Raw genomic sequence first — 25,237 nt, forward strand, 5'->3', positions numbered from 1 at the left:
CCGCCTCGCATCTTTCCTTTCGAGCTACCGGAGTGCGGAGCCCCGATGCGCGAACCGAACGCGGTGGATTTCTGGCGGGGCCTGGCCCTCGTCACGATCTTCGTGAATCACATTCCCGGCAACACCTTCGAGCGCTACACGTATTCGCAGTACGGCATTTCAGATGCCGCCGAGCTGTTCGTCTTCCTCGCCGGCTGGTCGATCGGGATCGCCACGCGCAATCGCGACGGAAGCCCCGAGCCGCGGCTCAAGACCGTGCTGCGGCTTATGTCGCGCACCATCGAGGTCTACCGCGCGCAGATCACCACGATGGCGCTCGCCCTCGGCATGATCGCCGGCACCGCTCTGGTGCTCGACAACCCGTTGCTGCTCGAATGGCACAATGCCGGAAGCTTCTTCGCGGATCCGATCCAGACCATGGTCGGGTTCGTGCTGCTCACTCATCAACTCGGCTTCTTCAACATCCTGCCGCTCTACGTCGTGCTCCTCGGCATCGCACCCGTCTTCGTGCTGATCGGGCGGGTGAGCCGTCTCGCCGCCCTGTTCCTGTCTTTCTTGCTCTATGCCTCGAGCTTGGTGTTCGAGTGGAACGTGCCATCCTGGCCGGGGGAGGGCGATTGGTTCTTCGATCCGCTGTGCTGGCAGCTTCTGCTGGTTCTCGGCTTCACCATGCAGGACTGGAGCCGGACCTCACCCTTGCTGAAGCGCTGGTCGCGTCGGCTCCTACCGGCGGGAGTGGTCATCGTTCTGACCGGCATCGTCCTCTCGGTGCTCGAACTACGGCCTGATCCGCTCCTCGTTCCCGATCCGCGCCTCGTCTTCACCTTCGACAAGACCTACCTGTCCCCGGCGCGGGTCATCCACTTTCTCGGCGTACTCCTCGCTTTCCAGACGCTCTACGGGTTTCTCGCCCCGCGGCTCGGATGGATCACGGCCTTCCTCGCCAGTCTGGGACGAAATTCGCTTGCGGTCTTTTCCATCGGCTCACTGCTCAGCCTGGCCGCGCAACTCGTGCGCTTCTGGACTGGCGGCGGTGTCGTTGTTGACGTTTTCGTCGTAGGGTCCGGCCTGTTCGCACTGGGTTTCACCGCATGGTTCGTCGAATGGCGCTCCCGAAAGCCGCGGGTCTCCTCGCCCTGAGCCTGGCTCTCCTCTGCCCGTTCGGCGGAGACAGAGCCTGGGCGCAGGAGCCGACGGCCCATCAGGACCCCGCGAAGGTGGGAGCTCCGCCCCCGACTGTGGTCTCGCCTCCGAGCGTCGCTGCCGGTCAGGGGCCGGACGCAGAGGCAGTCGACGTGACCCTGTCGCCGGAATGTCGGGTGCCGGGCTCGAAGCTCTACACTCTGGCCCGCCTCGGCGCGGTCAAGGCTGCGCTGAAGGAAAAACGCCCGGTCCGCGTGCTCGCCATCGGTGCGTCGACCATGGGACTCGGATCCTCGGCCACCTACCCGGTCAAGCTGGAGACCGCCCTCGAGCGCTCCCTGCCGGATGTCGACGTGGTGGTGGAGAGCCGGGGCTTGCAAGGCGAGATCGCGTCGGGGGCGGGCGAGCGCCTGCGCAGCATGGTTGCGGAAGTGGAGCCCGACCTCGTCATTTGGCAGGTCGGCTCCCACGATGCGCTTGCCCGGGTCGATCTCGATGCCTTCGGCACGGCCCTCGACGAGACCGTGCAATGGATCAAAGGGCATGAAATCGACGTCGTGCTGGTCAGTCCGGTCTACACCGCGAGCCTTGCCTCGGATGACTATTACACCAGCCTCGTGCGCAAGGTGCAGGAGGTCGCCTTGCGCGAGGGCGTACCGCTGGTGCAGCGCTACGAGGCCATGCGCTATCTCGCGCGCCGCAACGACAAGGGCGAGGGGCATCTCCTTGGCAGCCAGTTCCGGCTGAACGATCTTGGGCTGCGCTGCATGGCCGAACACGTCACCCGCGCCATTACCCTGTCGCTGCTGCAGCCGGATCCAGCCTCGACGGGCAGCGCCGGGCGACCCGCCCTGACCTTGGCGCCACCGAAGGAATCTGCCGGGACCAAGCCACCTGCGACGGCGCCCGCCGGGCCCTGAACCAAAGCCTTAACCGCTCGGCTTAACTGCGCCGCAATGGCGAAGGCCCTACACCGGCCTGGATCGGGCGGGGGCCATTCGGTGAGCATAGCGACGGACAGGATCGGAGCCACCGGTGCATGGAGCGCGCTGACGCGTCTGCGCGGCGGTGCCGCCGGAGCGGCGATCCACGTCTTCGCGATTCGCATCGGCGCTGCCGGCTTCGCCTATGTCGGACAGGTTCTGATGGCGCGCCTGATGGGCGGCACCGAGTACGGGATCTTTGCAGCGATCTGGGTCTGGATCGCGATCCTCGGTCATTCGGCCACCCTCGGCCTGTCGCAGGGCGCCTGCCGGTTCATTCCAGCGGATCAGGCCCGGGGTGACCTCGCTGCCGTCCGGGCCTACCTCATCGGCGGTGCGACCGTCACGCTGGCCAGTGCTCTGGCCGTCGCCCTCGGCGGTCTCGCCCTGGTCTGGGTGGAGGGCTCCCTGCTGGAGGGGCCCTATGCCGCCCCGCTTCTGGTGGCAGCGCTGGTGCTGCCGCTCTTCGCCCTCCAGGATTACTGCGAGGGCGTGGCCCGCGGTCAGAACTGGGCCGTGCTCGCCATCGCGCCGCCGTACCTGCTGCGGCAGGGCCTGATCATGGCCGCCATGCTCGCGGCTGTCGGGTTCGGGGCCCCGGCGGAGGCGCGCGTCGCCGTCCTGTGCACCCTCATGGCGACTGGAATCGCCGTGTCGATCCAGGCCGCCCTGCTATTGCGGCGCCTCCAGGCGATCCTGCCCACCGGACCACGCCGCTATGCCTGGCGGCGCTGGTTGCGCGCCTGCCTGCCGATCGCGGGAAGCGATCTCGCCACGTCTGCGGCCAGCTTCATCGACGTCGTCGTGCTCAGCCTTCTCGTTCCACCCGCCACGGTGGGATTGTACTTCGCCGCGACCCGGATCCAGCAATTCGTGGTCTTCGTTCATTTCGCCGCCACGGCCGCCACGGCGCAGCGCTTCACCGCGGCCCATGCGGCCGGAGACCGGGCGCGGCTCGCCGATCTGATCGCACTGCAGGCGCGTCTTACCCTGGCGGCCACCGTCTTGATCGGAATCGCCGTCCTCGCGGCCGCGCCCCTCCTGCTGGGCCTGTTCGGCCCCGAATTCCGGGACAGCCTGCCCCTCCTCGCTGTCCTCGTCGCCGGCAGTGTCGCCGCCAGCGCCTTCGGTCCGGGCGAAGACCTGCTCAACATGCTGGGCGGTGAGCGCCTCGCCGCCGGGGTCGCCGTCGGCATGCTGGGTCTGGCCGGTGGCCTCTGCTTCATCCTGGTCCCGATGCTGGGGGTGATCGGAGCCGCCGTCGCCATGGCTCTCGCGACCGTGGTGCGAGCCGCTGCCATGGCCTGGGCGGCGCACGCGGTGCATGGTCTGGTCACACCGGTCCGGATCGGTCTGTTCGGGAGATGGGGTCGATGAGCGCCGCTCACGCCCGGCGGATCGCGCCGGCCTATACACATGCGATCACGACGCTCGCGTCTCTCGGGCGCGAAGCGGCGGCCTGGGACGACCTCTCGGCGCGGGCGGGGGACGCCCATCCCTTCTTCGGTCGACACGTGATGCAGGCCCATCTGGCGAGCGGCCTGGCGTCGTCGGACCTGCGGGTCGTCGTCGTGCGTGGGCCGGAGCGCCTCGAGGCGGTGCTGCCGTTTCGCCGCTCCTACGATATCTGCGGACTCGGACGATCCGTGCTGTTGCCGTTCGTATCGCCCTTCATCACCGCGTCCGCCCCGCTGGTGGCCGAGGGCCCGGACAGGCCCGCGATTCTGACCGCCCTGGTGGAGGGCCTTGCCGCCGCTTCCGGCGGGCGGGCATGGCGCTGGCCGCTGCTCTCGGTCGAGGCGGCGCCGGGCCAGGACCTGCTCGCCGCGATGGCGGAGGCCGGGTGGGATCTCGGCGAGGTGGCGCGGTTCGCCCGTCCGGTCCTCCATAGGCGCGCCGATCATGCCGCTTTCCTGGCCGGGCATCCGCATCCCTCGCGGCTCAAGGATCTGCGTCGCCGACAGCGCCGCCTCGCCGAGGGCGGTTTGGTGAGCCTTGAGACCGTGACGCAGGGGCCGGCTCTCGCCCGCGCGGTGGAGATTTTCCTCGACGTCGAGGCCGCCGGATGGAAGGGGACCGCCGGCAGCGCCATGGCCTGCCGTACGGCGCATGCGGCCTTCGCCCGCGCGGTCTTCCGGGCCGAGGGAGGTCCCGTCGGCATCCGGGCCGACACCCTGAGCCGCGATGGGACGACCCTCGCCGTCAGCCTCGCCCTGGTGGCGGGGGGAACCGCCTACCTCCTGAAGACTGCCTATGACGAGACCGCCCGGGCCTTCGCGCCGGGCCTCGTCCTTGAGGCGGAGATCGTGCGGGCGCTGCATGCCGACGGTTTCGCCGACCGCCTCGATTCCGCGACCCTGGCCGGTTCCGCCCTGGAAAGCCTGTACCGCGAGCGCGATACCGTCGCGGAGGTCATCGCGGTGCCGGACGGGGCGCGTGGGCTGATCGGGCTGGAGCGGCGTCTCCGGCTCGCCCGCTTCGAGGAGACGGCCCGGGGCGAGGCGCGCCGGCTGCTGCGGCGCTGAGGGCGGGCGCCGAGTGGAATTGTGACGTCCTGGCGAGTCCGTGCTACTGCGCCGCCTCGGCATGCCAGACAGGACCTACCATGCGCCGTCCCCTCTATGCCCTCACCGGAGCCTTGATCCTCGCCATGACTGCATCCGCATCCGCCGAGACCATCACCACCCCCTCGGGCCTCCAGTACCGTGACGAGGTCGTGGGCACCGGCCCCGAGCCGAAGGCCGGCCAGAAGGTCAGCGTCCACTACACGGGCTGGCTCGACGACGGTGGCAAGCCGGGCAAGAAGTTCGATTCCTCGCGGGATCGCGGCACGCCCTTCACCTTCACCCTCGGCGCCGGGCAGGTTATCGCCGGCTGGGATACGGGCGTCGCCACGATGAAGGTCGGCGGGAAGCGCACGCTGATCATCCCGCCGGACCAGGGCTACGGCCCGCGCGGCGCCGGCGGCGTGATCCCGCCCAACGCGACCCTGATCTTCGACGTCGAGCTTCTCGGCGCCCGCTAGTATACCACGCCGGTCGCGTCGAGGTCGCGCGACCGGCGGCCCCGTGCCGCCTCAGTCGGCGGTGTCGGGTCGGGACTCCCGTTGCGCCTCGGGCGCGACCGGCCGGAAGACCAGGCCGACCTCGCCGGACAGGCGCGCGACGAACGTGATGCCGGCGGCTTCCAGCGCGTTCCGGATGGCGGCGCGCGTCCGCGGCCGCAACGCGGCACCGCCGCTCTCCTCGAATCGCTTGATGCTGGAGCCCGAGACCTCGGCGGCCGCCGCGAGGTCCGGGATCGACCAGTTGAGCATCGCCCGGGCGCTCCGGATCAGCGGCCCGGAAATGTCGAACAGCGCCAGGTCCCGGGGCTGGGTCATCACGCTGGCCGTGCTGGTCATGTCGATGACGAGGCCGATCCACTCCCGGACCGAGCGGTCGGGATTGAGCACCGGGACGGCCCGGCTGCTGACCCAGCGGTAATCCCCGTCGGCGCGGCGCAGGCGGTAATTGGCTTCGTAGGGTTCCTGCCGGCGGAAGGCCGTCGCCCAGGCGCTGGCCGCGCGCTCCCGATCCTCGGGATGGATCGCCGAGGCCCAGCCGCCGGCATGCCACTCCTCCGGGGTCTGACCCGTCAGGGTGCACCAGCTCGGGGACGGCTGATGGACCCCGTCCGGGCTCATCAGCCAGACCACGGCCGCGATCGCCTGGACCAGGCCCTCGTAGCGCGCCTGGTTGCGCAGGACCGATTGCGTGGTCTCATGCCGGCTGGTGACGTCCACGATCAGGCCGTCGGCCCGGACCGGACGGGAATCCGGCCCCAGCACCACGTTCCCCTTGAACTCGACCCAGCGCACGGTCCGATCCGGCCGAACGATCCGGAATCCGCGGTCGACCGGAATCCCGGTCCGCAGCGCGGCCGAGACCTCCTCGAAGATCGGGCTGTCCTCGGGATGGACGAGGGCGCGCAGCGCCTCCATCCGGGTGGTCTGCTGGGAGAGGCCGGTGAGCCGGGCGACGCCGTCCGAGAGCGAGAGCACGCCCGACCGGAGGTCGATGGACCAGAGCCCGATCTGCGCCAGTTCCTCGACCAGCCGGAGAATCTGCGCGAGCGAGGCGGGAACGGGCTGACGCGGTTCCTCTCTCGGCGCGGAAATTCCGGAACGGATCAGACTGGCGGAAAACAAGGAATCATCTCTCATGACTACGTAAGTGCAGGCACACGTTGCCTCCACCTTGCTGGATTATGAGAGCCCATCGCGGCAAGTCCAGTTAAAACCCGGGGCGCTACATTAAAGATCATTCACAATAGCTCTGATATTCTACAAGACCGAGGAGGTGTTGCCGCGCCGCAGGGGCGTTTCCCGGCCGCAGCATTGCCGCGGAGCGACGCGCTCGGCCTGAGCCGGAGGCGCCATGCCCTTGGATGTTTGTCTTCGATCGCAACGCGATACGCCGACGCGACGGCTGCCGGACCCGTCCCGGAGCCGCATCCGCCCGGTGGCTGGTCCTGAACCGGCTCCCTTGCGTGCAGAGCCGGACGTCTGCTCCCGCCCCTTGCCGGAGAGCGGGCTGCACGCTCGGCGCGGGGTCGAATCGTGTCGGAGACGGGCGGTGCGCCGGGGGACGCGGTGTCCGCCCGATCGCGGTCGCAGGAATTCTCTCCTCGGGTGATCGCAAGCTCTTCGCGTCTCCCAACCTTCGCGGACGGATGAAGCCTTCGCAGACAGTTGGACACTGTAGTTGCGTGAAAATGACCATCTTCCAAGATTGAAAATGTCTGTTAAAACCCTGGGTTGTCTTCAAGAATTCGTGAGAATTCGAGAATAGAGGATCAGATTAGCACGCATGGATAGGGTCGTTCGTCGCGGGTCGACTTGCCGGACGAGCCCACGCGTCGTGCTGTCGGACCCGCCCCGGATGGCCCGGATACGCTTCAGGCTTCGCGGGCGTGCTTTGGACCGCCTGCTTCTGACCGCTTGATCCAGACCGCGTGCCGCGGCCTCGGCCGCTCTCGGGCGGCACCCGTGCCGCGCGCGGCCCACAAAGCCTGACATCGACCGCCGGTCGTAGCCGCCCGGGCCCGATCCGGCCGTCCGGCCCTGGCAAGAGCCGGAGGCCGATGCTCAAGTGGGGCGCGGCGGCCACCGCGGGCGAATCGCGGGCCGGCAGAGAGATCGGCGACCCGACGATGCGATCCAGCCCCCGTCCCCCCGCCTCCCTCCGCCTAACGGGCCGGCCCCGCCCGAACGCCGCCGCGGCCTGCCGGGAGCGGGGCCAGCCCCGCGCGAGCGCGCCGACGCCCGCCGCAAGGACACGATGACCATGGCTCTGGAACGGAACGCCGCCCTGTCCAGCCCCGAGGCCCGGGGTGCCCGCACGGACCTTCTCGGCGCCGCGGCCGACCGGGTCGCGGCGCAGGGCGGCCCCGGCGGCTTCGTCACCGACCTGTTCGGGCGCGTGCCCCCCGAGGACCTCGCGCCCTACACGGCGCAGGATCTCGCCGATCTCGCCCTGGCGGCCCGGGGGCACCTCGCCGCGCCCCGGCATCCGGGCGCAGCCGCCAACCTGTCCGTCAGTGACCGCGCCGTCCTGCGCGAGGGACGGATGCGCGACCTGACCATCGTCGAAGTCGTCAACGACAACCGGCCGTTCCTGCTCGATTCCGCCCTGGCCGAGCTGACCGAGCAGGGGTTGGCGCCCCACCTCGTCGCCCACCCGATCCTCGGCGTCGAGCGCGACGGCGCGGGCGCCCTGGTCCGGGTGGTGGGGGAGACCACCGCCGACACGCAGGCGGGGTTCGCGCGGGAGAGCTTCATCCACATCCATCTCGACCGGCTCGATGCCGGCGAGGCCCGCACCCGCCTCGTCGAGGGCCTGGCCCGCGTGTTCCACGACGTCGCCCTGGCCACCGACAACCAGGACGCCATGGCCAGCCGGCTGGCCGGCCTCGCGGCGGCCTACGCCGCCGCCCCGCCGCCCCTGCCTTCGGAGGAGGTCGCGGAGGCGCGCGCTTTCCTTACCTGGCTCGGCGCGGGGCACTTCACGGTGCTGGGCCTGCGCGAGCACAGCCTCTCCGGGGCGGAGCATGCCCTGGTGGAGGGCTCGGGCCTGGGGTTGCTGCGCGATCCGGCGGTGGCGGTGCTCCGGCGCGGCGGCGCCCTCGTGGACATGACGCCGGAGATCCGCGCCTTCCTCGAGGGCCCGCAGGCCCTCATCATCACCAAGGCCAGCGTGAAGTCCCGGGTCCACCGGGCCGCCCATCTCGACTACATCGCCTGCAAGCTGTTCGGCGCGGACGGCCGCCTGACCGGCGAGGTCGGCATCGTCGGCCTGTTCAACGCGAGCGCCTACACCCTGCCGACGCGGGAGATCCCGTACCTGCGCGAGAAGGTGGCGCAGGTGGCCCTGCGCGCGGGCCTCGATCCCACGAGCCATGCGGGGCGCGGCCTCCTCGACGTGCTGGAGACCTACCCGCGCGACGACCTGTTCCAGATCGATGCCGACCGGCTCTACCGCTTCAGCCTCGCCATCGCCCACCTCGCCGACCGGCCGCGCCTGCGGGTGCTGTCGCGGCCCGACCGCTTCGGCCGCTTCGTCTCGCTCCTCGTCTACGTGCCGAAGGACCGCTACGATTCCACCGTGCGAGCGCGGATCGGCGCCTACCTCGCCAGCGAATACGGCGGCCGGGTCTCGGCGGCCTACCCGTACTTCCCGGACGGGCCGCTCGCCCGCACCCATGTCATCATCGGCCTGCCCGAATCCGGCGCGCCCGAGCGCGATCCCGCTGCCCTGGAGGCCGGCATCGCCGCCCTGGTCCGCACCTGGGGCGACGAATTGCGGGCGGCCCTCGCCGAGACCCTGGACGGCGCGGAAGCCCGGATCCTGGCCGCCCGCTACGGCGAGGCCTTCTCGGCGGCCTATCGCGAGAGCTTCGCCCCCGCGGTCGCCATCGCCGACATCATGACCCTGGAGCGCCTCAGCCCCGAGCGGCCCCGGGCGGCCGATATCGGCCGGCGCGCCGCCGACCCGGAGGCGCAGATCCGCCTGAAGGTGTTTTCGCGGGGCGCGTCGCTCTCCCTGTCCGAGCGGGTGCCGGTGCTCGAGAATCTCGGCTTCCGGGTCGTCAACGAGCGGACCTACCGCATCCTGCCCCCCGGGGCCGACGAGGCCGGCCGGGTCTGGCTGCACGACATGCTGCTGGAGCGCGCCACCGGCGCGGCCATCGATCTCGGCCGTCTCGAGACCCTTCTGGAGGAGGCGCTCCTGGCGCTCGGCACGGGGCTCGCCGAATCCGACGGCTACAACCGCCTCGTGCTGGAGGCCGAGCTGCCCTGGCGCGACGTCGCCCTGCTGCGCGCCCTCGGCCGCTACCTGCGCCAGCTCCGCATCCGCTACGGCCAGGACTACCTCGCCGCCACCCTCAGCGCGCATCCGGGCGTCGCCCGCGCCCTGGTCGCGCTGTTCCGGGCCCGGTTCGACCCGGCTGCCCCCGGCGACCGCGAGGCGGCCCAGGCCGAGATCCGCGCCGGGATCGAGACGGACCTCGCCGCCGTGACCAGCCTCGACGAGGACCGCATCCTGCGCCGCTTCGTCAACCTGATCGAGGCGGCCCTGCGGACCAACTTCTTCCAGGTCGCCCCGGGCGGCGGACGTCGGGAGGCCATCGCCTTCAAGTTCGCCTGCGCCAAGGTCAGCGGCATGCCGCTGCCGCGCCCGTTCTTCGAGATCTTCGTCTATGCGCCCCGGGTCGAGGGCGTGCACCTGCGCTTCGGCTACGTCGCCCGCGGCGGCCTGCGCTGGTCCGACCGGCCGGAGGATTTCCGCACCGAGGTGCTCGGCCTGGTGAAGGCCCAGCAGGTGAAGAACGCCGTGATCGTGCCGGTGGGCGCCAAGGGCGGCTTTTTCCCCAAGCGCCTGCCCCCGGCCTCGGACCGGCAGGCCTGGATGGCCGAGGGCACCGAGAGCTACCGGATCTTCATCCGGACCCTGCTCGAACTCACCGACAACATCGTCGGCGACGCCATCGTGCCGCCGGCCGACACGGTGCGGCACGATTCCGACGACGCCTACCTGGTGGTGGCGGCCGACAAGGGCACCGCCACCTTCTCGGACATCGCCAACGCCCTCTCGGCCGAGCGCGGCCACTGGCTCGGCGACGCCTTCGCCTCGGGCGGCAGCCAGGGCTACGACCACAAGGGCATGGGCATCACCGCCCGCGGCGCCTGGGAGGCGGTGAAGCGCCACTTCCGCGAGATGGACATCGACACCCAGAGCGACCCGATCACGGTGGCGGGCGTGGGCGACATGTCCGGCGACGTGTTCGGCAACGGCATGCTGCTGTCGCGCGCCCTGCGCCTCGTGGCGGCCTTCGACCACCGCGACATCTTCCTCGACCCGAACCCCGACGCGGCCGCGAGCTTCGCCGAGCGCCGGCGCCTGTTCGACCTCGGCCGCTCCTCCTGGCGCGACTACGACGCCGGCCTGATCTCGCCCGGCGGCGGCCTCTACGCCCGCAGCCTGAAGACCATCCCGCTCTCGCCCGAGATCCAGGCGGTGCTCGGCCTCGCCCAGGACGCGGCGACGCCGGCGGAGCTGATGCAGGCGATCCTGAAGGCGCCGGTGGACCTGCTCTGGTTCGGCGGCATCGGCACCTACATCCGCGCCGCCGCGGAATCCGACGAGGAGGCCGGCGACCGGGCCAACGACGCGGTGCGCATCACCGGCGCGATGGTCCGGGCCAAGGTCATCGGCGAGGGCGCCAATCTCGGGGCGACCCAGCGCGGGCGCATCGAGGCGGCCCGCAACGGGGTCCGCCTCAACACCGACGCCATCGACAACTCCGCCGGGGTGAACACCTCCGACGTGGAGGTGAACATCAAGATCGCGCTGATGACCCCGGAGCGCGACGGCCGCCTCGACGGGCAAGCCCGCAACGCCCTCCTGGTGGCGATGACCGACGAGGTCGCCGCCCTGGTGCTGCGCAACAACCAGCTCCAGACCCTGGCGCTCTCCCTGGCCCAGCACCGGGGCCTGCCCGAGACGGGCTTCGCCATGCGGACGATGCAGGCCCTGGAGGCGGAGGGGCGCCTGGACCGCGGCGTGGAGCTGCTGCCGGACGATGCCGCCATCGCCGAGCGGATGCGCCGGGGGGAGGGGCTGACCCGGCCGGAATACGCGGTGCTCCTCGCCTACGCCAAGCTCGCCCTCTACGACGCGCTCCTGGCCAGCACGGCGCCGAACGACCCATATTTCGACCGGGAGTTGCAGCGCTATTTCCCCGCCGCCCTGCGCCAGCAATTCCCCGACGCGGTGAACGGCCACCGCCTGCGCCGGGAGATCATCAGCACCGCGCTCTCCAACATCATCGTCAACCGCGGCGGGCCCTCCCTCGTCACCCGCCTCGTGGAGGAGACCGGCGCCGATGCGAGCGCCATCGCCAAGGCCTACGCCATCACCCGCGACGCCTACGGCCTGATGGAGCTGAACCTCGCCGTCGACGGGCTGGCCGGCGCCATCGCCGGGCAGGCGCAGATCGCCCTCTACGCCGAGGTGCAGGACCTGCTCGTGGGCCGGATCGTCTGGTTCCTGCGCAACCTCGACCTCTCGGGCGGCGTCGCGCCCATCGTCGCCCGCTACCGCGAGGGCATCAGCGCCCTGCAGGCGGCCCTGCCGGAGGTGATGGGGGAGGCGGTGAACGGGCAGCTGGCCGCGCGCGAGGCCGAACTCGTCGGCCTCGGCATGGCCGCGGCGCCGGCCCGCCGCCTCGCAGCGCTCACCGCCCTGACCTCGGCCCCCGACATCGTCCGGATCGCCGAGACCGGCGGCGGCGCGATGCCCGACATCGCCGCGACCCACTTCGCCCTGGACCGGGCCCTCCGGCTCTCCGAACTCGCGGCGGCCGCCCGGGCGGTCGCCACCGGCGACACCTACGACCGCATCGCCCTTGAGCGGGCCGTCTCCACCATCGCCACCGCCCACCGCCGGCTCACCGCCGAGGTCGTCGGCACGGTGGGGGCCGGGCCCGAGGCGGTGACGGCCTGGAGCCGGAGCCGCGGCGCGGCCCTCGACCATGCCCGCGCCACCCTGGAGGCGGTGACGGCCTCGGGGCTCACGGTCTCCAAGGCGACGGTGGCGGCGAGCCTGCTGGCCGACCTGGCGCGTCCCAAGGGGGCGCCGGCCCAGGGCTGAGCGTCGGCGCGGGGGCGGGCGGCCTCTAGCGGGCGAGGACCCGGGCGGCGTCCTTGGTGGTCTCCACCGCGCGGGAGACCTGGCCGATCGATTGGCCGATCGCCTGGATGTTCTGCGAAATCGCCGCGACCGCGCTGGCGGCGTGCTGCATGTTGCCCGACATGTCCTGGGTGACGACGCTCTGCTCCTCCACCGCCGCCGCCGTGCTGATGGCGTAGTCGCGCATCTGCGTCACGGAAAGCTGGATGGTCTGGAGCGACTCGCCGACCTGCTTGGACACCGCCTGCACGTTGTCGATCTCGCCGGTGATCTGCTCGGTGGCGCGGGCCGCCTGGTTGGCGAGGTTCTTCACCTCCTGGGCCACCACCGCGAAGCCGCGGCCGGCCTCGCCGGCCCGGGCCGACTCGATCGTCGCGTTGAGCGCCAGCAGGTTGATCTGGCCGGCGATGGTCTGGATCAGCCCGACGATGCCGCTCATCGCGCCGGCGGCCTGGGTCAGCTTCTGGGTCGCCTCGGCGGCGGCGACGACCTGGCCCTGGGCCGCCTCGGTGGCGACCCGCGAATGGGCCATGCTCTGCGAGATCTCGGCGACGGAGGCGGCGAGTTCCTCGGAGGCCGCCGCCATGGTCTGGACGTTGCTGGAGGTGGTGCTCGCCGCCGCGTCGGCCTCCCGCGTCTGGCTGTTCGTGAGCAGCACCGCGCCGTCGATCTCGCCGAAGTTCTGGGCGATCAGCCGGCGCAGGTCGTTGAGGAGCGTCACCTGCGCGGTGATGTCGGTGGCGAACTTGACGATCTTGTAGGGGTGCCCGCTGGCATCGAGGATCGGGTTGTAGGAGGCCTCGATCCAGACCTCGCGCCCGCCCTTGGCGACGCGCTTGTACTGGGCGGCCTGGTAGGTGCCCTGGCGCAGCCGGTCCCAGAACTCCGCATAGTCCGCGCTGTCGCGCTCGCCGGGCTCCACGAACATCCGGTGATGCCGGCCGACGATCTCCGGCAGGGTGTAGCCGACGGCGGCGAGGAAGTTCGCGTTGGCGTCGAGGACGGTGCCGTCGAGGTTGAAGGAGATCACCGCCTGGGCCTTGTGCAGGGCGGCGAGCTGGCCCTGCACGTCGGCGTCCTGCCTCTTCTGCTGCGTGATGTCGGTGGCGAACTTGACCACCTTGTAGGGCTTGCCGGCCCCGTCGAGGATCGGGTTGTAGGAGGCCTCGATCCAGACCTCGCGCCCGCCCTTGGCGACGCGCTTGTACTGGGCGGCCTCGTACTCGCCCCGACGCAGCTTGGCCCAGAACGCGGCGTAGGCGGCGGTGTCGCGCTGGGCGGGCTCGACGAAGAGGCTGTGATGCTGTCCGCGGATCTCGGCCAGGTCGTAGCCGATGACGGCGAGGAAGTTCGGATTGGCACTGATCACCGTGCCGTCGAGGTTGAACTCGATGATGCCCTGCGACTTGTCGAGGGCCGCAAGTTTCGCGTCCGTCTCGGCGGCCGACTTCTTCCTTAGACCCAGCATCGAACGCCCCAGAATCAGAACCCCGGACGGGTTCAGGTCGCAGCATTCGATCGTCGCACCGGATGATCCTGCCTGCTGCGCAGAGAAACTGCGACACAAACATTAAAGATCGGAAAATCCGCGCAATCCGGCCGACGATTGGGCAACCATTCGCGCCCCGCACGTAGCAGGTTCTCCGCGCGAAACCTCGGGAAGGCGCGCTTCATCTTATGGAGCGCCCATCATTGCCGCACCGGACGTCGGCGACCACTTCGGAATCCTTGGGGCAGGCGCGCCCGGTGCTGCGTGCGTCCCGGGGGCGACAGGACGCGCGGTTTGTCCCGCCGCCGCCGCGATAATGCGCCCCGGCCGCGGCAAGGCGTGTTGGAACTCGCGGGCGGTTGGTGTATGAGCCTGCCCCAAGTGCAGTTTCTGCGCCGATTCGAGGCCGTCTGACGGACGTCCCGCCCGGGTGAAATCCTGGGTCCGGGACGTTTTGCAGTTCGCGTCGCGGGGCTCCGGGAGGGTCTCAGGGTCGGCGCCGCCCAACAAACATCGTTTCAGAGGATTGAAACCGTTGCAGGTACTCGTTCGCGACAACAACGTCGACCAAGCCCTCCGCGTCCTGAAGAAGAAGATGCAGCGCGAGGGCATCTTCCGCGAGATGAAGCAGCGCAAGGCCTACGAGAAGCCTTCCGTCCGCAAGGCTCGTGAGAAGGCCGAGGCCGTGCGCCGCGCCCGCAAGCAGGCCCGCAAGACCGCGATCCGCGAGGGCCTGATCGCCGCGCCGAAGCCGAAGCCCCGTTTCGGTGCCGGTGCGCCGCGTCGTCCGGGCGGTTCGCCGTTCGCCCCGACCGCTCCGACCGTGCTGCCGCCCGCCGGCAACGCCTGACTCCAGCCGCGCGGAATTTCCGCGCACGGAATCCAGGCGGACGACGGCAGCGCGAAATCGCGCCCGTCGCCCGTCACCGCCTACGAAAACAGCCCGGTCGCTCAGCGGCCGGGCTGTTTTCGTAGGCGGGCGAGAACCGTCAGGCGGCCCGGGCCGCCACCGTCGCGTGCTCGGCCTGGACCAGCACGTCGAGGGCGCGCCAGGGCTTCTGCATGTAGACCGCCTGGGCCGGCAGGGCCTCGCCGCCGCGGGCGTCGCCGCCGGAGGTGAGGACGACGCGGACATCCGGCCAGCGCCGCTCGACGGCGCTCGCCAGGGCGATCCCGTCCATGCCGGCGCCCAGCCGGACGTCGGCGAAGAGCAGGGCGACGTTGCCGCCGGAGCGCTCCAGCACCGAGATCGCGGCCTCGGCCGTGTCGCAGGCGATGACGTCGAGGTCGCTTTCCTCCAGGACGGCGGTCGCGAGGTTGCGGACATCGGCATCGTCCTCGACCACGAGGGCGATCGGGCAGGGGGCGTGTGAGCAATCCATGAAGTCTCCTCAATCGGGCATCGGGCGTGGCGAACGCGGGGAATGGACGGGCGGGACGCGATACGCGGGCACAGGCCAGCCGTGTCCGGCCCGGCCTGATCCTTTCGGGGTACTGATTCTCTCGAAGTGATGCTGCGCCGCCACGGTACAGGGGGCAAGAGTTCGAATCGTTGTTCCGGCTATGCGGTTCCCGCATCGATGATCGGTTCCGGCGCCGCATTCCCGCCGGGCTCGCATGATGAGTGCCCCGCAGGCCGCCGCCCGCCGGACTCGCCCGGGTCCGAGACGGTGCGCCTCTTGCATGGCTGGCTCGGCGCAAGGCCGGGACCGCGGTGGATGTTAACCATGCGTTCACCACGTTAGGCTGACCGTCGGGGGCGTGGGGATCGAAGAGGTTGCACGAGACGGACGCCGCCCAAGCGCGGCGACCGGGTCGGTCGCGTCGTTGAGATCAGGGGGTGTTTGTCCGTCATGTGCCGCTTTCTCGCCTATTCCGGTGAGCCGGTCTTCCTGACCGACCTCGTCTGCGCACCGACGCACTCGCTGGTCCACCAGTCGCTCCATGCGGCCGAGGCGAAGACGGAAACCAACGGCGACGGCTTCGGCATCGGCTGGTACGGGGAGCGGGTCGATCCGGGCCTGTACCGCGACGTCTGCCCGGCCTGGTCGGACGAGAACCTGGTCAACCTGTGCCAGCAGGTGCGGGCGCGGATGTTCTTCGCCCATGTGCGGGCCTCCACCGGCACCGCCACCACCCGGGCGAACTGCCACCCCTTCGCCCATGGCCGCCACCTGTTCATGCACAACGGCCAGATCGGCGGCTATCACCGCATCAAGCGCCGGATCGAGGCGCTGATCCCCGACGCGCTCTACGACGACCGGCGCGGCACCACGGATTCCGAGGCGATCTTCCTCCTCGCCCTGGCCAACGGCCTCGCCGAGGACCCGATCGGCGCCATGGCCCGGACGCTGGCCACCGTGCGCGAGCTGATGCGGGCGGCCGAGGCCACCGAGCCCCTGCGCTTCACCGCCGTGGTCACGGACGGCGAGACCCTGACGGCCTATCGCTGGGCCTGCGACGGCTCGCCCCCGAGCCTCTACTATCGCCAGACCGAGACCGGCCTCGTCGTCGTCTCCGAGCCGATCGACGGCTGCCGCGACGGCTGGAAGGTCGTCCCCAAGGGCGGCACGCTCCAGGCCCGCCGCGGCGGCCCGGTGACCCTCACCGGCCCCGAAGCGGTGGCCGAGCGCATCGCCGCCTGACGCGAGCCGCCGCTCTCACGGTGGCCTCCGTGAGCGCGGCGGCCCTGAAACCGTCGGCGGCTCGGGAGCGCACGCTGCCGGCGCGCCCCTCCGGCTCCGGAATCGCCTGCGGCGTCCCGGAATGACGGCTGGGTGGCATCCGCGATCGGATCGCCCGGGAGACGGGAGGTCCGGTCGGCTCGGCGTGATGGCGGCACGCGGCCGTCGACCCAGCCATCCCCCGACGTGGGTTGCGGCCCGCGCCTGAAGGGCGGACAACCCGGCATCATGGCCATGCGGGAGCCGCCGATGACGTATCCGAACGTGACGCTGCACATCGCCGGGGCCTGGACCGACGGGTCCGGCTCGGAGACCCTGCCGGTGCTGAACCCGGCCACCGGCGAAACCCTCGGCACCCTGGCGGTGGCGACGCGCGACGACCTCGACCGGGCGCTGGCGGCGGCCGAGCGGGGCTTTGCCGCCTGGCGCAAGGTCTCGGCCTACGAGCGCGCCAAGGTGCTGCGCCGGGCCGCCGACCTCCTGCGCGCGCGGGTGGAGGACATCGCCCGCCTCATGACCCTCGAGCAGGGCAAGCCCCTCGCCGAGGCCCGGGTGGAGATCCTGGCGGGGGCCGACGTCACCGACTGGTTCGCGGAAGAGGGCCGCCGCGCCTACGGCCGGATCATCCCGGCCCGCGCCGACGGCGTCGTGCAGATGGTGCTGCGCGAGCCGGTCGGCCCCGTGGCGGCGTTCACGCCCTGGAACTTCCCGATCAACCAGGCGGTGCGCAAGGTGGCGGCCGCCCTCTGCGCCGGCTGCTCGGTGATCCTGAAAGGACCCGAGGACACCCCGGCGAGCTGCGCGGCCATGATCCGGGCCTTCCTCGATGCCGGCGTCCCGGGCGACGTGCTCTCCCTGGTGTACGGCGACCCGGCCGCGATCTCGGGCTACCTCATCCCGCACCCGGTGATCGCCAAGATGTCGTTCACGGGCTCGACCCCGGTGGGCAAGGAACTCGCCGCGCTGGCGGGCCGGCACATGAAGCGGGCGACGATGGAGCTCGGCGGCCACGCGCCCGCGATTGTGTTCGAGGATGCCGACGTCGACACCGCCGTGGCGGTGCTCGGCGCCAACAAGTTCCGCAATGCCGGCCAGGTCTGCGTCGCCCCGACCCGGATGCTGGTGCACGAGGCCGTCTACGACCGCTTTCGCGATGGCTTCGTCGCCTTCGCGGAGGGCCGCCGGGTCGGCGACGGGCTCGACCCCGAGACCACCATGGGACCGCTCATCCATGCCCGGCGCCTGGAGGCGATGGAGACCCTCTGCGCCGACGCGGTGGCGCAGGGCGCCGCGCTCCGCACCGGCGGCAAGCGCATCGGCAACCGCGGCAACTTCTTCGAGCCGACCGTGCTCTGCGACGTGCCGTTGACCGCCCGGATCATGAACGAGGAGCCCTTCGGCCCGGTGGCGCTGATCCAGCGCTTCTCCGACGACGCGGACGCCTATGCGGAGGCCAACCGGCTTCCCTACGGCCTGGCCGCCTACGCCTATACCCGCTCGGCCTCCCGCGCCGTCGAGGTGGCGGCCCGGGTCCAGAGCGGCATGGTCGGCATCAACCATCACGGCCTCGCTTTCCCGGAGACGCCCTTCGGCGGCGTCAAGGATTCCGGCTACGGCAGCGAGGGCGGCTCGGAGGCCCTGGAGGCCTACCTGACCACGAAGTTCGTCAGCCAGGCGCGCGTCGGGGGGTAGGGGGCGTACGGCTCCGGGATCGCGGTTCGACCCTCCCCCGCAGAGGGGGGAGGGTCGTCGCTGCCGCGGGCGCGCCGGCGAGGACAATCACCCCTCAATAATGGGGCGGCGGCGGCTCCGGGGCCCCCGAGCCCGGCCGGTTGGCGGCGGCCTCGACCTCTTCCACCAGCTTGGCCATCTGCCGGGTGAGGGCGTCGATCTGGCGCCACTGGGCCGTGATCGTGGTGTTGAGGTCGTCGATCACCACGTCCTGCTCGGTCAGGCGCATCTCCAGGGCGTCGATGCGGGCGGAGAGATCGGTCATCGCGGCGTCTCGGAGATCGGAGTCTCGGGGATCTTGAGCTTGGAGATCGGGGTCTTGGAGACCGAAGTCTTGGAGCTCGGAGTCTTGGAGATCGGGGATTCGGACATCAGGGTTTCGGGCGCGTGGTCGGGCCGCTCGACCAGGGCCGGGCCGAGGGCGATGCGGCCGTCGAAGACGAAGCAGTCGCCCGTCCAGCGGTTCTCGCAGTCCGGCACCGTCTCCAGGTAGCGCAGGATGCCGCCTGCGAGGTGTCGCACGTCGGCGAAGCCCTTCGCGCGCATGTAGGCGCCTGCCTTCTCGCAGCGGATGCCGCCGGTGCAGAACATGGCCACGCGGGGATGCGCCGCCGGGTCGAGGCCGTCGACGTAGGCGCGGAAGTCGCTGAACCGGGTGATCCCCGGATCGACCGCACCGGGAAAGCTGCCGAGCGCCACCTCGAAGGCGTTGCGGGTGTCGATCAGCAGGAGGCCCGGCGTCTCCAGCAGCGCGTTCCAGGCCTCCGGCGCCACGGGCGTGCCGGCGCCGGTGGCCGCATCGGTGGCGCCGTCGTCGAAGGTGACGATCTCGCGCTTCACCCGGACCTTGAGCTGGCGGAACGGCGGCGCCTCGGCCTGCGAGCACTTGCAGTCGAGCTCGGCGAGCCGGCCGCCGAAGAGCGGGCCGGTGCGCAGCGCCACCAGGAAGGCTTCGATCGCCGGGGCCGGGCCCGCCACCGTGCCGTTCACGCCCTCCGGCGCCAGCAGCAGGGTGCCGGTGAGGCCGAGCTCCGCGCACAGGGCCTCGAGGGGGGCCTGCAGGGCGGCGACGTCCTGCAGGGCGACGAACTGGTACAGGGCGGCGACGGTCAGCGGCATCGGGGGCGATCGGCGGGCGAGGAACAGGGGGTCGGGGCAGGGTCTACGGGGCAGGGTCTACGGGACAGGGCTCACGGGGCGGCGGGATCGACCCGGCGCAGCACGAAGGTGGTGCCGACCTCCGGGTCGCGGCGCCAGCGCCCGTCCCCGGCGGCCACCAGGTTCACCATGTGGCCGCGGCGGGCGTTCAGGGTCAGGTGCCCGTTGGCGAAGCGCCAGGAGACGGGGTCGAACACCGTCAGGCCGCCGTCGCGGCAATTGTCGAGGATGCGCACCGGCGCCGGCGCGGTGCCCGGCGTCAGCTCGATGCGGCAGACGTCCTGCTCACGGTAGCGGTCGAGGGCGTAGGAACCGGGGGCCGGGCCCTCGCCGGCGGGCACGGCCGCGGGCGCCGCGGCGCTGCGCGCATCCGGGGCGGCGCTGCCGGCTCCGGCATCGCCGCCCCCGGCGTAGCCGGCACCGGGACTGGTGGGGACCGCGTCGGTCGGCGGCACCATCGCGACGATCTGGAGCGGCACCAGGCTGAAATGCTCGTCGGCCGCGGCGGCCACGAGGCTGCGGGCATCGACGCGGGTGCTGAACTGCAGCACCGGCCGGACGTCCTTGTCGACGAGGCGCAGGTTGCCGTCGGCGAAGAGCCAGCCGGCGATGTGGTTGAGGATCGGCAGGGCCCGGCGGCACCCGGCCGGGAAGGACAGCCGCCGCCCGGCGGGCCCGCTCACGCCCGACAGGGTCAGGACGCAGCGCCGGGTGCTGCCGTCCCGCGACAGGTCCCAGGTGCCCGGCACCCCCGCGATGTCGCGGGGCAGGCTCGCGACGAACGGTTGCTCGGGTGCGGCGGCCGCCGGCGCGGGCGCCTCCTGCGGCCGGGCGGACTCCTGCACCGGGGCGCTGTCCTGGGCGAGGGCGGCTTCCCGGGCGAGGGCCGATGTCGCCAGCGCCAGGGCGAGGGCGGCGGTGAGGCGCGCGCGGATCATGCCCGGGCCGTCCAGGGCGTCTCCGGCACCGGGGTGAGGGGGCCGCGTCCGTCGAACCAGGCGACGAGGTTGTCCACCACGAGCCGGCCCATGGCGGCCCGGGTCTCGACCGAGGCCGAGCCCACATGCGGCAGGAGCACCACGTGGTCCATGGCCACGAGCGCGGGCGGCACGTGCGGCTCCCGGGCGAAGACGTCGAGGCCGGCCCCCAGGATGGTGCCGGCCTGGAGGGCCCGGATCAGCGCCGCCTCGTCGATGAGGCTGCCGCGCGCGACGTTGACGAGGAGGCCCTGCGGCCCCAGCGCCTCCAGCACCGCCGCGTCGACGATTCCGTTGGTCTCCGGCCCGCCCGGGGCCACCACCAGGAGCACGTCGGACGCCTCCGCGAGGCCGAGCAGGGTGGGGTGATAGGCGTAGGGCACGTCGGCCTGGGGCCGGCGGCCGTGATACGCGATGGCGACGCCGAACCCGTCCAGGCGCCGGGCGATGGCCCGGCCGATCCGCCCGAGGCCGAGGATGCCCACGGTGCGGCCGCGCAGGGTCGGGGTCAGCGGGTAGGTCCGCTGCGGCCAGTGCCCGGCGCGCAGGTGGCGGTCGGCCTGGGGGATCTGGCGCACGGTGGCCAGCAGCAGGCCGAGGGCGAGGTCGGCGACCTCGTCGGTGAGGACGTCCGGCGTGTTGGTGACGACCACGCCCTGCGCGGCCGCCGCCGCCGTGTCGATGGTGTCGTAGCCGACGCCGAAGCTCGCGACGATCTCGAGGCCGGGCAGGCGCGCCAGCAGGGCCCGGTCCACCGGCGCCTGCGCCCCCGTGGCGAGGCCGCGGATGCGCGGGCCGGTCTCGGCCAGGAAGGCTTGCGGATCGGGGACGGTGTCGAGCCGGTGCAGGGTGAAGCGCGCGGCGACGGCGTCCATGACGTCGGGATGCATCGCCTTGAGCATCAGGATGTCGATGGGCGGCATGGGGGTCTCGGTGACGATCGGGATCTGGCGGAAGCCTCGGGGCTCCGTGCCGACAGCTTTAGGCCGCGGCTCCGGACCGGTCCAGTGACCTTGAGCGACCCGCGCCCGGCCCCATGCGGGCGCCTCCGGGCTGCCATCCGCCCGGCGCAGTCGGGTCCCCACTTTCGCTGCGCGCCTTGGAACACTACTAAAGGGACACCGCACTCCGTTTCCCGACGAACAACCAGAACAGCCACGCCATGACAGCGCCGCGCACCCTCTACGACAAGATCTGGGACGACCACGTCGTCGATGTCGAGCCCGATGGCTCCACGCTTCTCTACATCGACCGCCACCTCGTCCACGAAGTCACCAGCCCCCAGGCCTTCGAGGGCCTGCGCGTGGCCGGGCGCCGGGTGCGCCACCCTGAGAAGACCCTCGCGGTGGTCGATCACAACGTGCAGACCTCCGACCGCCGCTTCGGCATCGAGGACCCGGAGAGCCGCATCCAGCTGGAGGCGCTGGCCGAGAACGTGCGCGACTTCGGCATCGAGTTCTACGACGCCCTCGACCGGCGCCAGGGCATCGTCCACGTCATCGGGCCGGAGCAGGGCTTCACCCTGCCGGGCCAGACCATCGTCTGCGGCGACAGCCACACCTCGACCCACGGCGCCTTCGGGGCGCTCGCCCACGGCATCGGCACCTCGGAGGTGGAGCACGTGCTCGCCACCCAGACGCTGCTGCAGAAGAAGGCCAAGAACATGCGCGTCAGCGTCGACGGCACCCTGCCGCCGGGCGTGACGGCCAAGGACATCATCCTGGCGATCATCGGCGAGATCGGCACCGCCGGGGGCACCGGCTACGTCATCGAGTATGCCGGCTCGGCGATCCGCGCCCTCTCGATGGAGGGCCGGATGACCATCTGCAACATGTCGATCGAGGGCGGCGCCCGCGCCGGCCTGGTGGCGCCGGACGCCACCACCTACGCCTATGTCGAGGGCCGGCCGAAGGCGCCCCGGGGCGAGGCCTTCGCCCGCGCCAAGGCCTACTGGGAGAGCCTCGTCACCGACGCGGGCGCCCATTTCGACCGCGAGGTGCGCCTGGACGCCGCCAACCTGCCGCCGATCGTCAGCTGGGGCACCAGCCCCGAGGACGTGGTCTCGATCTCCGGCGCCGTGCCCGACCCGTCGCGGATCGCGGACGAGAACAAGCGCCAGTCGAAGGAGAAGGCCCTGAGCTACATGGGCCTGACCCCCGGCACCAAGATCACCGACATCACCCTCGACCGGGTCTTCATCGGCTCCTGCACCAACGGCCGCATCGAGGACCTGCGGGCGGTGGCCCAGATGGTCGAGGGCCGGAAGGTCCACGCCAACGTCTCCGCCATGGTGGTGCCGGGCTCCGGCCTGGTGAAGCAGCAGGCGGAGGCCGAGGGGCTCGACCAGATCCTCAAGGCGGCCGGGTTCGACTGGCGCGAGCCGGGCTGCTCCATGTGCCTCGGCATGAACGCCGACCGCCTGAGCCCGAACGAGCGCTGCGCCTCGACCTCGAACCGCAACTTCGAGGGCCGCCAGGGCCATCGCGGCCGCACCCACCTCGTCTCCCCCGCCATGGCGGCGGCGGCGGCCGTGGCCGGGCGCTTCGTCGACATCCGCGAGTGGCGCCGCGAGGCCTGAGCCACAATCGACGGGCCGGCCGAAAAATCCGCTGCGATCCGGATTGACGGCCGGCCCCACCCCGCCTAAACGAAACCCCGTCGGCGCCGCAGAGCGGCCCCGGCGAGCCCAGGTGGCGGAATTGGTAGACGCGCTGGTTTCAGGTACCAGTCTTGCAAGAGGTGAAGGTTCGAGTCCTTTCCTGGGCACCACCGCTTCGGCGGGTTCCGCAGTGATTGCAGGCAGTTAGGCATCGATAGGCGACCCTGGTGGTGATACACAGGGTGTTGCAGCGCTAACGATCCTGCTTGATACTGGCTTACTCCTAGTGACAGTCCGATACGTCAAAGCCCTGAAGAAGGGTGGACCGCTCGCTTATTATCGGCGCATCCCGGAAGTCCTTCGCCCGTACTATGAGGGCAAACAGTTTCGCCGGATCAGCCTTGGCACCCAAGACCTATCTGTAGCTGCACCTAAGGCTGCAAAGCTCGCTGCTGAGGACGATGCGCTGTCGGCCTCTATGAGGTCCGAGGAAGGCAAGCAGGCACGCCTGACTACACCCAAGGTTCGTGAAGCCGCTAACGCTCTCATCGCCGCTCTAGGCCTGTCTCGTGGTGCGCTCCTGAGGCGTGACCCACTGATGCATGGGCCTGACGCTGGCGAGGTGTTTGATGATTATCTCGAGAGGCGACACGGGATTGCCTGGGCTGAACTCCGGCACGACTCAAGGATGCTACCCGAGGCCCATAAGGCCTTTTGGAGCCCTATTGAGCATGAGGCCTGTCCGCATCCTTAGGGAGGAACTTGGTAAGCCCCGTGTGCTTCTCAGCGACGCCTACGCGGTCTACCTCAAGGATCGCCTCCCGAGATTCGCCGGGGATGCACAGAGGGCTGTTGGTCACGTCTACTCGATTGTAGGTGATTTCCCTTTGAACACCTATCGCCGGGAGCACGCCAACGCTGTCGTGATGGGCTCCTGAAGGGTGGCAACAAGACAGGCACCGCACGCCGACGCCTTAATACTATCAAGGCTATCTTCAACGAGGGCCTCATCGAGTTCGATCTACGGTCCCACGGCAACCCCTTTGAGCGCCTTCAGATTGCCAAGGGGGCATAGGACGTCGAGGAGCGCGAGGGCTTCACCCTGTCTGAGCTTCAGGTAATCGCCAAGGCGTGCCGAAGCCGTGATGATGATATTCGCCACATCGTAGCCGTTCAGGCTGACACCGGGGCTCGCCTTGCTGAGATTGTGGGCCTGAGGGTGGGTGACGTGGCGTTGAACCAAGAGACCACACATCATTATCCAACCCCATGTGGCTCGGGGACGGACTCTGAAGAACACCATCAGCGAACGGCGGGTGCCGTTGGTAGGTGAGGCTCTATGGGCCGCAGAGAGGGCCGTACAGGCTTCCGAGTGCTCCGGGTGGCTGTTCGCCCAGATAAGCCGTGGACAGCAACGTGAAGGCCACCAGCGCCGCTCAAACAATCAATAAGTAGCTCTCTAGGACCCTAAAGCTGGGCAAGACGACACACGTTTTCCGGCACGCTATGAGGGACCGGCTGAGACACGCGGCCATGTCTGAGGAGTTCCAGAACCACATAGGTGGCTCTGGCTCGCGCACAGTGGGCCAGGGGTATGGCTCATGGTATCGCCTTGAGCAGCTCAGGGAGCAGCTTGAGAAAGTTGCGTCGACGTGGGGATTTTAGCTTAGTTGTCGCCGCCCTCTTCTCTATGTTTGTTTATGAATCTTTGCTTGACGACAAATAGTAGTCCAATTGAAAAACATAAGGCAGGCGGTATCACTGCGTCTGTCCAATTGGTGTTTGCGTCAGAAATGACGATCAGGATAGCAGCTGCCAGACCCAAGATGACTGGCTCGATAGCCTCGTCCGGTCCTGGGGTAAACAACATGTAAGCCAACTCGAAACCAGCAGAATAGGCGAGGCCGTTACCTACAGCTTCCAGTGTCGGGACTTTAGCAAGATAAGAATTGGACAGCCATCCGGGAACGTCTAGTGCAGCAATCAGAAACTTCCCAATTAATGATAGGCCTATGATTACTCCGACACACATTTGAGCATAAATTTTCAGTTTCTTGGCTATTGGCTCCCACCGTGAATAGGCATTTTGTGCGCTTGGATTTGCGGCCGACATCATCAGCTGATTAAATTTCTGCTTAATTGTCACGTTTGACCCCACCTTAAATGCACCCTAGGCTCGGGACTCATAACCAGTAGCTGACGGTAGCAGCGATGCAGACGGCAGCCAGGTAGTTGGTGGCC

At 70.1% G+C, this 25,237-nt stretch carries 20 protein-coding genes and 1 tRNA gene; 12 read left to right on the forward strand and 9 right to left on the reverse strand.

The annotated features are described in order from the left end of the window. Positions 1 to 45 precede the first annotated feature (45 nt). The 5 genes from CRT23_RS21705 (at position 46) to CRT23_RS21725 (ending at position 5,151) form a co-directional block, all read left to right on the forward strand. Positions 46 to 1,140: an OpgC domain-containing protein gene (locus tag CRT23_RS21705; RefSeq protein ID WP_103711757.1), complete on the forward strand. Its 1,095-nt coding sequence runs from the start codon at positions 46 to 48 to the stop codon at positions 1,138 to 1,140. After that, complete coding sequence (locus tag CRT23_RS21710; protein WP_103711758.1) at positions 1,104 to 2,063, forward strand: GDSL-type esterase/lipase family protein; 960 nt, start codon at positions 1,104 to 1,106, stop codon at positions 2,061 to 2,063. Before CRT23_RS21705 ends, CRT23_RS21710 begins: the two co-directional genes overlap by 37 nt. Positions 2,064 to 2,192: 129 nt before the next feature. Next, positions 2,193 to 3,503, forward strand: a complete 1,311-nt coding sequence (locus CRT23_RS21715; RefSeq protein WP_245436470.1) for an oligosaccharide flippase family protein — start codon at positions 2,193 to 2,195, stop codon at positions 3,501 to 3,503. Beyond that, positions 3,500 to 4,651 (forward strand): GNAT family N-acetyltransferase, encoded by a 1,152-nt coding sequence (locus CRT23_RS21720; protein WP_103711760.1) that lies wholly within the window; start codon positions 3,500 to 3,502, stop codon positions 4,649 to 4,651. The genes CRT23_RS21715 and CRT23_RS21720 overlap by 4 nt, the downstream gene beginning before the upstream one ends. Before the next feature lie 80 nt (positions 4,652 to 4,731). Beyond that, positions 4,732 to 5,151, forward strand: coding sequence for an FKBP-type peptidyl-prolyl cis-trans isomerase (locus tag CRT23_RS21725; RefSeq protein ID WP_055957076.1), 420 nt, complete (start codon positions 4,732 to 4,734; stop codon positions 5,149 to 5,151). A 51-nt stretch (positions 5,152 to 5,202) separates the two neighbouring features. On the opposite strand, the gene CRT23_RS21730 is transcribed toward CRT23_RS21725, so the two are convergent. Continuing rightward, the gene (locus CRT23_RS21730) at positions 5,203 to 6,315 is read right to left on the reverse strand and encodes a PAS domain-containing protein (protein ID WP_181017424.1); all 1,113 of its coding nucleotides are present in this window, start codon (positions 6,313 to 6,315) and stop codon (positions 5,203 to 5,205) included. Between the two features lie 1,138 nt (positions 6,316 to 7,453). Here CRT23_RS21730 and CRT23_RS21735 point away from each other — a divergent pair. Then, positions 7,454 to 12,319 carry an NAD-glutamate dehydrogenase gene (locus tag CRT23_RS21735; protein ID WP_103711769.1) on the forward strand — a complete coding sequence of 1,622 codons (4,866 nt, stop codon included), beginning with the start codon at positions 7,454 to 7,456 and terminating at the stop codon, positions 12,317 to 12,319. A gap of 25 nt (positions 12,320 to 12,344) precedes the next feature. Here the strand turns inward: CRT23_RS21735 and CRT23_RS21740 are convergent, their stop codons facing one another. Beyond that, entirely contained in the window at positions 12,345 to 13,826 is a 1,482-nt protein-coding gene (locus tag CRT23_RS21740; RefSeq protein ID WP_103711762.1) for a PAS domain-containing methyl-accepting chemotaxis protein, read from the reverse strand. Between the two features lie 556 nt (positions 13,827 to 14,382). Between CRT23_RS21740 and rpsU the strand changes: the two genes are divergently transcribed. Further along, complete coding sequence (gene rpsU, locus CRT23_RS21745; RefSeq protein ID WP_055957071.1) at positions 14,383 to 14,697, forward strand: 30S ribosomal protein S21; 315 nt, start codon at positions 14,383 to 14,385, stop codon at positions 14,695 to 14,697. Positions 14,698 to 14,836: 139 nt separating this feature from the next. Here rpsU and CRT23_RS21750 read toward each other — a convergent pair whose 3' ends face one another. Then, complete coding sequence (locus CRT23_RS21750) at positions 14,837 to 15,229, reverse strand: response regulator (RefSeq protein ID WP_103711763.1); 393 nt, start codon at positions 15,227 to 15,229, stop codon at positions 14,837 to 14,839. Between the two features lie 471 nt (positions 15,230 to 15,700). On the opposite strand from CRT23_RS21750, the gene CRT23_RS21755 reads away from it, so the two are divergent. Then, positions 15,701 to 16,492 carry a class II glutamine amidotransferase gene (locus tag CRT23_RS21755; protein WP_055957068.1) on the forward strand — a complete coding sequence of 264 codons (792 nt, stop codon included), beginning with the start codon at positions 15,701 to 15,703 and terminating at the stop codon, positions 16,490 to 16,492. 288 nt (positions 16,493 to 16,780) lie between these two features. Further along, the gene (locus tag CRT23_RS21760) at positions 16,781 to 18,223 is read left to right on the forward strand and encodes an NAD-dependent succinate-semialdehyde dehydrogenase (RefSeq protein WP_103711770.1); all 1,443 of its coding nucleotides are present in this window, start codon (positions 16,781 to 16,783) and stop codon (positions 18,221 to 18,223) included. A gap of 94 nt (positions 18,224 to 18,317) precedes the next feature. On the opposite strand, the gene CRT23_RS21765 is transcribed toward CRT23_RS21760, so the two are convergent. The 4 genes from CRT23_RS21765 to CRT23_RS21780 form a co-directional block, all read right to left on the reverse strand. Further along, a complete protein-coding gene (locus CRT23_RS21765) occupies positions 18,318 to 18,527 on the reverse strand; it encodes a SlyX family protein (protein WP_055957066.1) in 210 nt (69 codons plus the stop codon). Next, entirely contained in the window at positions 18,524 to 19,381 is an 858-nt protein-coding gene (locus CRT23_RS21770; RefSeq protein WP_181017425.1) for a rhodanese-like domain-containing protein, read from the reverse strand. Before CRT23_RS21770 ends, CRT23_RS21765 begins: the two co-directional genes overlap by 4 nt. Before the next feature lie 71 nt (positions 19,382 to 19,452). Next, a complete protein-coding gene (locus CRT23_RS21775) occupies positions 19,453 to 20,358 on the reverse strand; it encodes an AprI/Inh family metalloprotease inhibitor (protein WP_103711764.1) in 906 nt (301 codons plus the stop codon). Next, positions 20,355 to 21,320 carry a 2-hydroxyacid dehydrogenase gene (locus tag CRT23_RS21780; RefSeq protein ID WP_103711765.1) on the reverse strand — a complete coding sequence of 322 codons (966 nt, stop codon included), beginning with the start codon at positions 21,318 to 21,320 and terminating at the stop codon, positions 20,355 to 20,357. Before CRT23_RS21780 ends, CRT23_RS21775 begins: the two co-directional genes overlap by 4 nt. A 239-nt stretch (positions 21,321 to 21,559) precedes the next feature. Between CRT23_RS21780 and leuC the strand changes: the two genes are divergently transcribed. From leuC to CRT23_RS29780, 3 genes are all read left to right on the forward strand, one after another. Continuing rightward, a complete protein-coding gene (leuC, locus tag CRT23_RS21785; RefSeq protein WP_055957062.1) occupies positions 21,560 to 22,975 on the forward strand; it encodes a 3-isopropylmalate dehydratase large subunit in 1,416 nt (471 codons plus the stop codon). A 106-nt stretch (positions 22,976 to 23,081) separates the two neighbouring features. Next, positions 23,082 to 23,166 (forward strand) — tRNA-Leu (locus tag CRT23_RS21790). 116 nt (positions 23,167 to 23,282) lie between these two features. Then, complete coding sequence (locus tag CRT23_RS29780) at positions 23,283 to 23,750, forward strand: DUF6538 domain-containing protein (RefSeq protein WP_348628881.1); 468 nt, start codon at positions 23,283 to 23,285, stop codon at positions 23,748 to 23,750. A gap of 267 nt (positions 23,751 to 24,017) precedes the next feature. Here CRT23_RS29780 and CRT23_RS28605 read toward each other — a convergent pair whose 3' ends face one another. Further along, positions 24,018 to 24,239 carry a hypothetical protein gene (locus CRT23_RS28605; protein ID WP_181017426.1) on the reverse strand — a complete coding sequence of 74 codons (222 nt, stop codon included), beginning with the start codon at positions 24,237 to 24,239 and terminating at the stop codon, positions 24,018 to 24,020. Between the two features lie 423 nt (positions 24,240 to 24,662). Beyond that, a complete protein-coding gene (locus CRT23_RS27965) occupies positions 24,663 to 25,142 on the reverse strand; it encodes a hypothetical protein (RefSeq protein WP_146056457.1) in 480 nt (159 codons plus the stop codon). Between the last annotated feature and the right edge of the window lie 95 nt (positions 25,143 to 25,237).

It is taken from the genome of Methylobacterium sp. V23, from assembly GCF_002917135.1.
Classification (GTDB): Bacteria; Pseudomonadota; Alphaproteobacteria; order Rhizobiales; family Beijerinckiaceae; genus Methylobacterium.

Bases quoted from the DNA above. Each gene is read 5' to 3' on its own strand.
- CRT23_RS21775 (WP_103711764.1), bottom strand. From the start codon at position 20,358: ATGATCCGCGCGCGCCTCACCGCCGCCCTCGCCCTGGCGCTGGCGACA.
- CRT23_RS21725 (WP_055957076.1), top strand. From the start codon at position 4,732: ATGCGCCGTCCCCTCTATGCCCTCACCGGAGCCTTGATCCTCGCCATG.
- CRT23_RS21760 (WP_103711770.1), top strand. From the start codon at position 16,781: ATGACGTATCCGAACGTGACGCTGCACATCGCCGGGGCCTGGACCGAC.
- CRT23_RS21710 (WP_103711758.1), top strand. From the start codon at position 1,104: ATGGCGCTCCCGAAAGCCGCGGGTCTCCTCGCCCTGAGCCTGGCTCTC.
- CRT23_RS21750 (WP_103711763.1), bottom strand. From the start codon at position 15,229: ATGGATTGCTCACACGCCCCCTGCCCGATCGCCCTCGTGGTCGAGGAC.
- CRT23_RS21780 (WP_103711765.1), bottom strand. From the start codon at position 21,320: ATGCCGCCCATCGACATCCTGATGCTCAAGGCGATGCATCCCGACGTC.
- CRT23_RS21770 (WP_181017425.1), bottom strand. From the start codon at position 19,381: ATGCCGCTGACCGTCGCCGCCCTGTACCAGTTCGTCGCCCTGCAGGAC.
- CRT23_RS21755 (WP_055957068.1), top strand. From the start codon at position 15,701: ATGTGCCGCTTTCTCGCCTATTCCGGTGAGCCGGTCTTCCTGACCGAC.
- CRT23_RS21720 (WP_103711760.1), top strand. From the start codon at position 3,500: ATGAGCGCCGCTCACGCCCGGCGGATCGCGCCGGCCTATACACATGCG.
- CRT23_RS21735 (WP_103711769.1), top strand. From the start codon at position 7,454: ATGGCTCTGGAACGGAACGCCGCCCTGTCCAGCCCCGAGGCCCGGGGT.
- CRT23_RS21705 (WP_103711757.1), top strand. From the start codon at position 46: ATGCGCGAACCGAACGCGGTGGATTTCTGGCGGGGCCTGGCCCTCGTC.
- CRT23_RS21740 (WP_103711762.1), bottom strand. From the start codon at position 13,826: ATGCTGGGTCTAAGGAAGAAGTCGGCCGCCGAGACGGACGCGAAACTT.
- leuC (WP_055957062.1), top strand. From the start codon at position 21,560: ATGACAGCGCCGCGCACCCTCTACGACAAGATCTGGGACGACCACGTC.
- CRT23_RS21765 (WP_055957066.1), bottom strand. From the start codon at position 18,527: ATGACCGATCTCTCCGCCCGCATCGACGCCCTGGAGATGCGCCTGACC.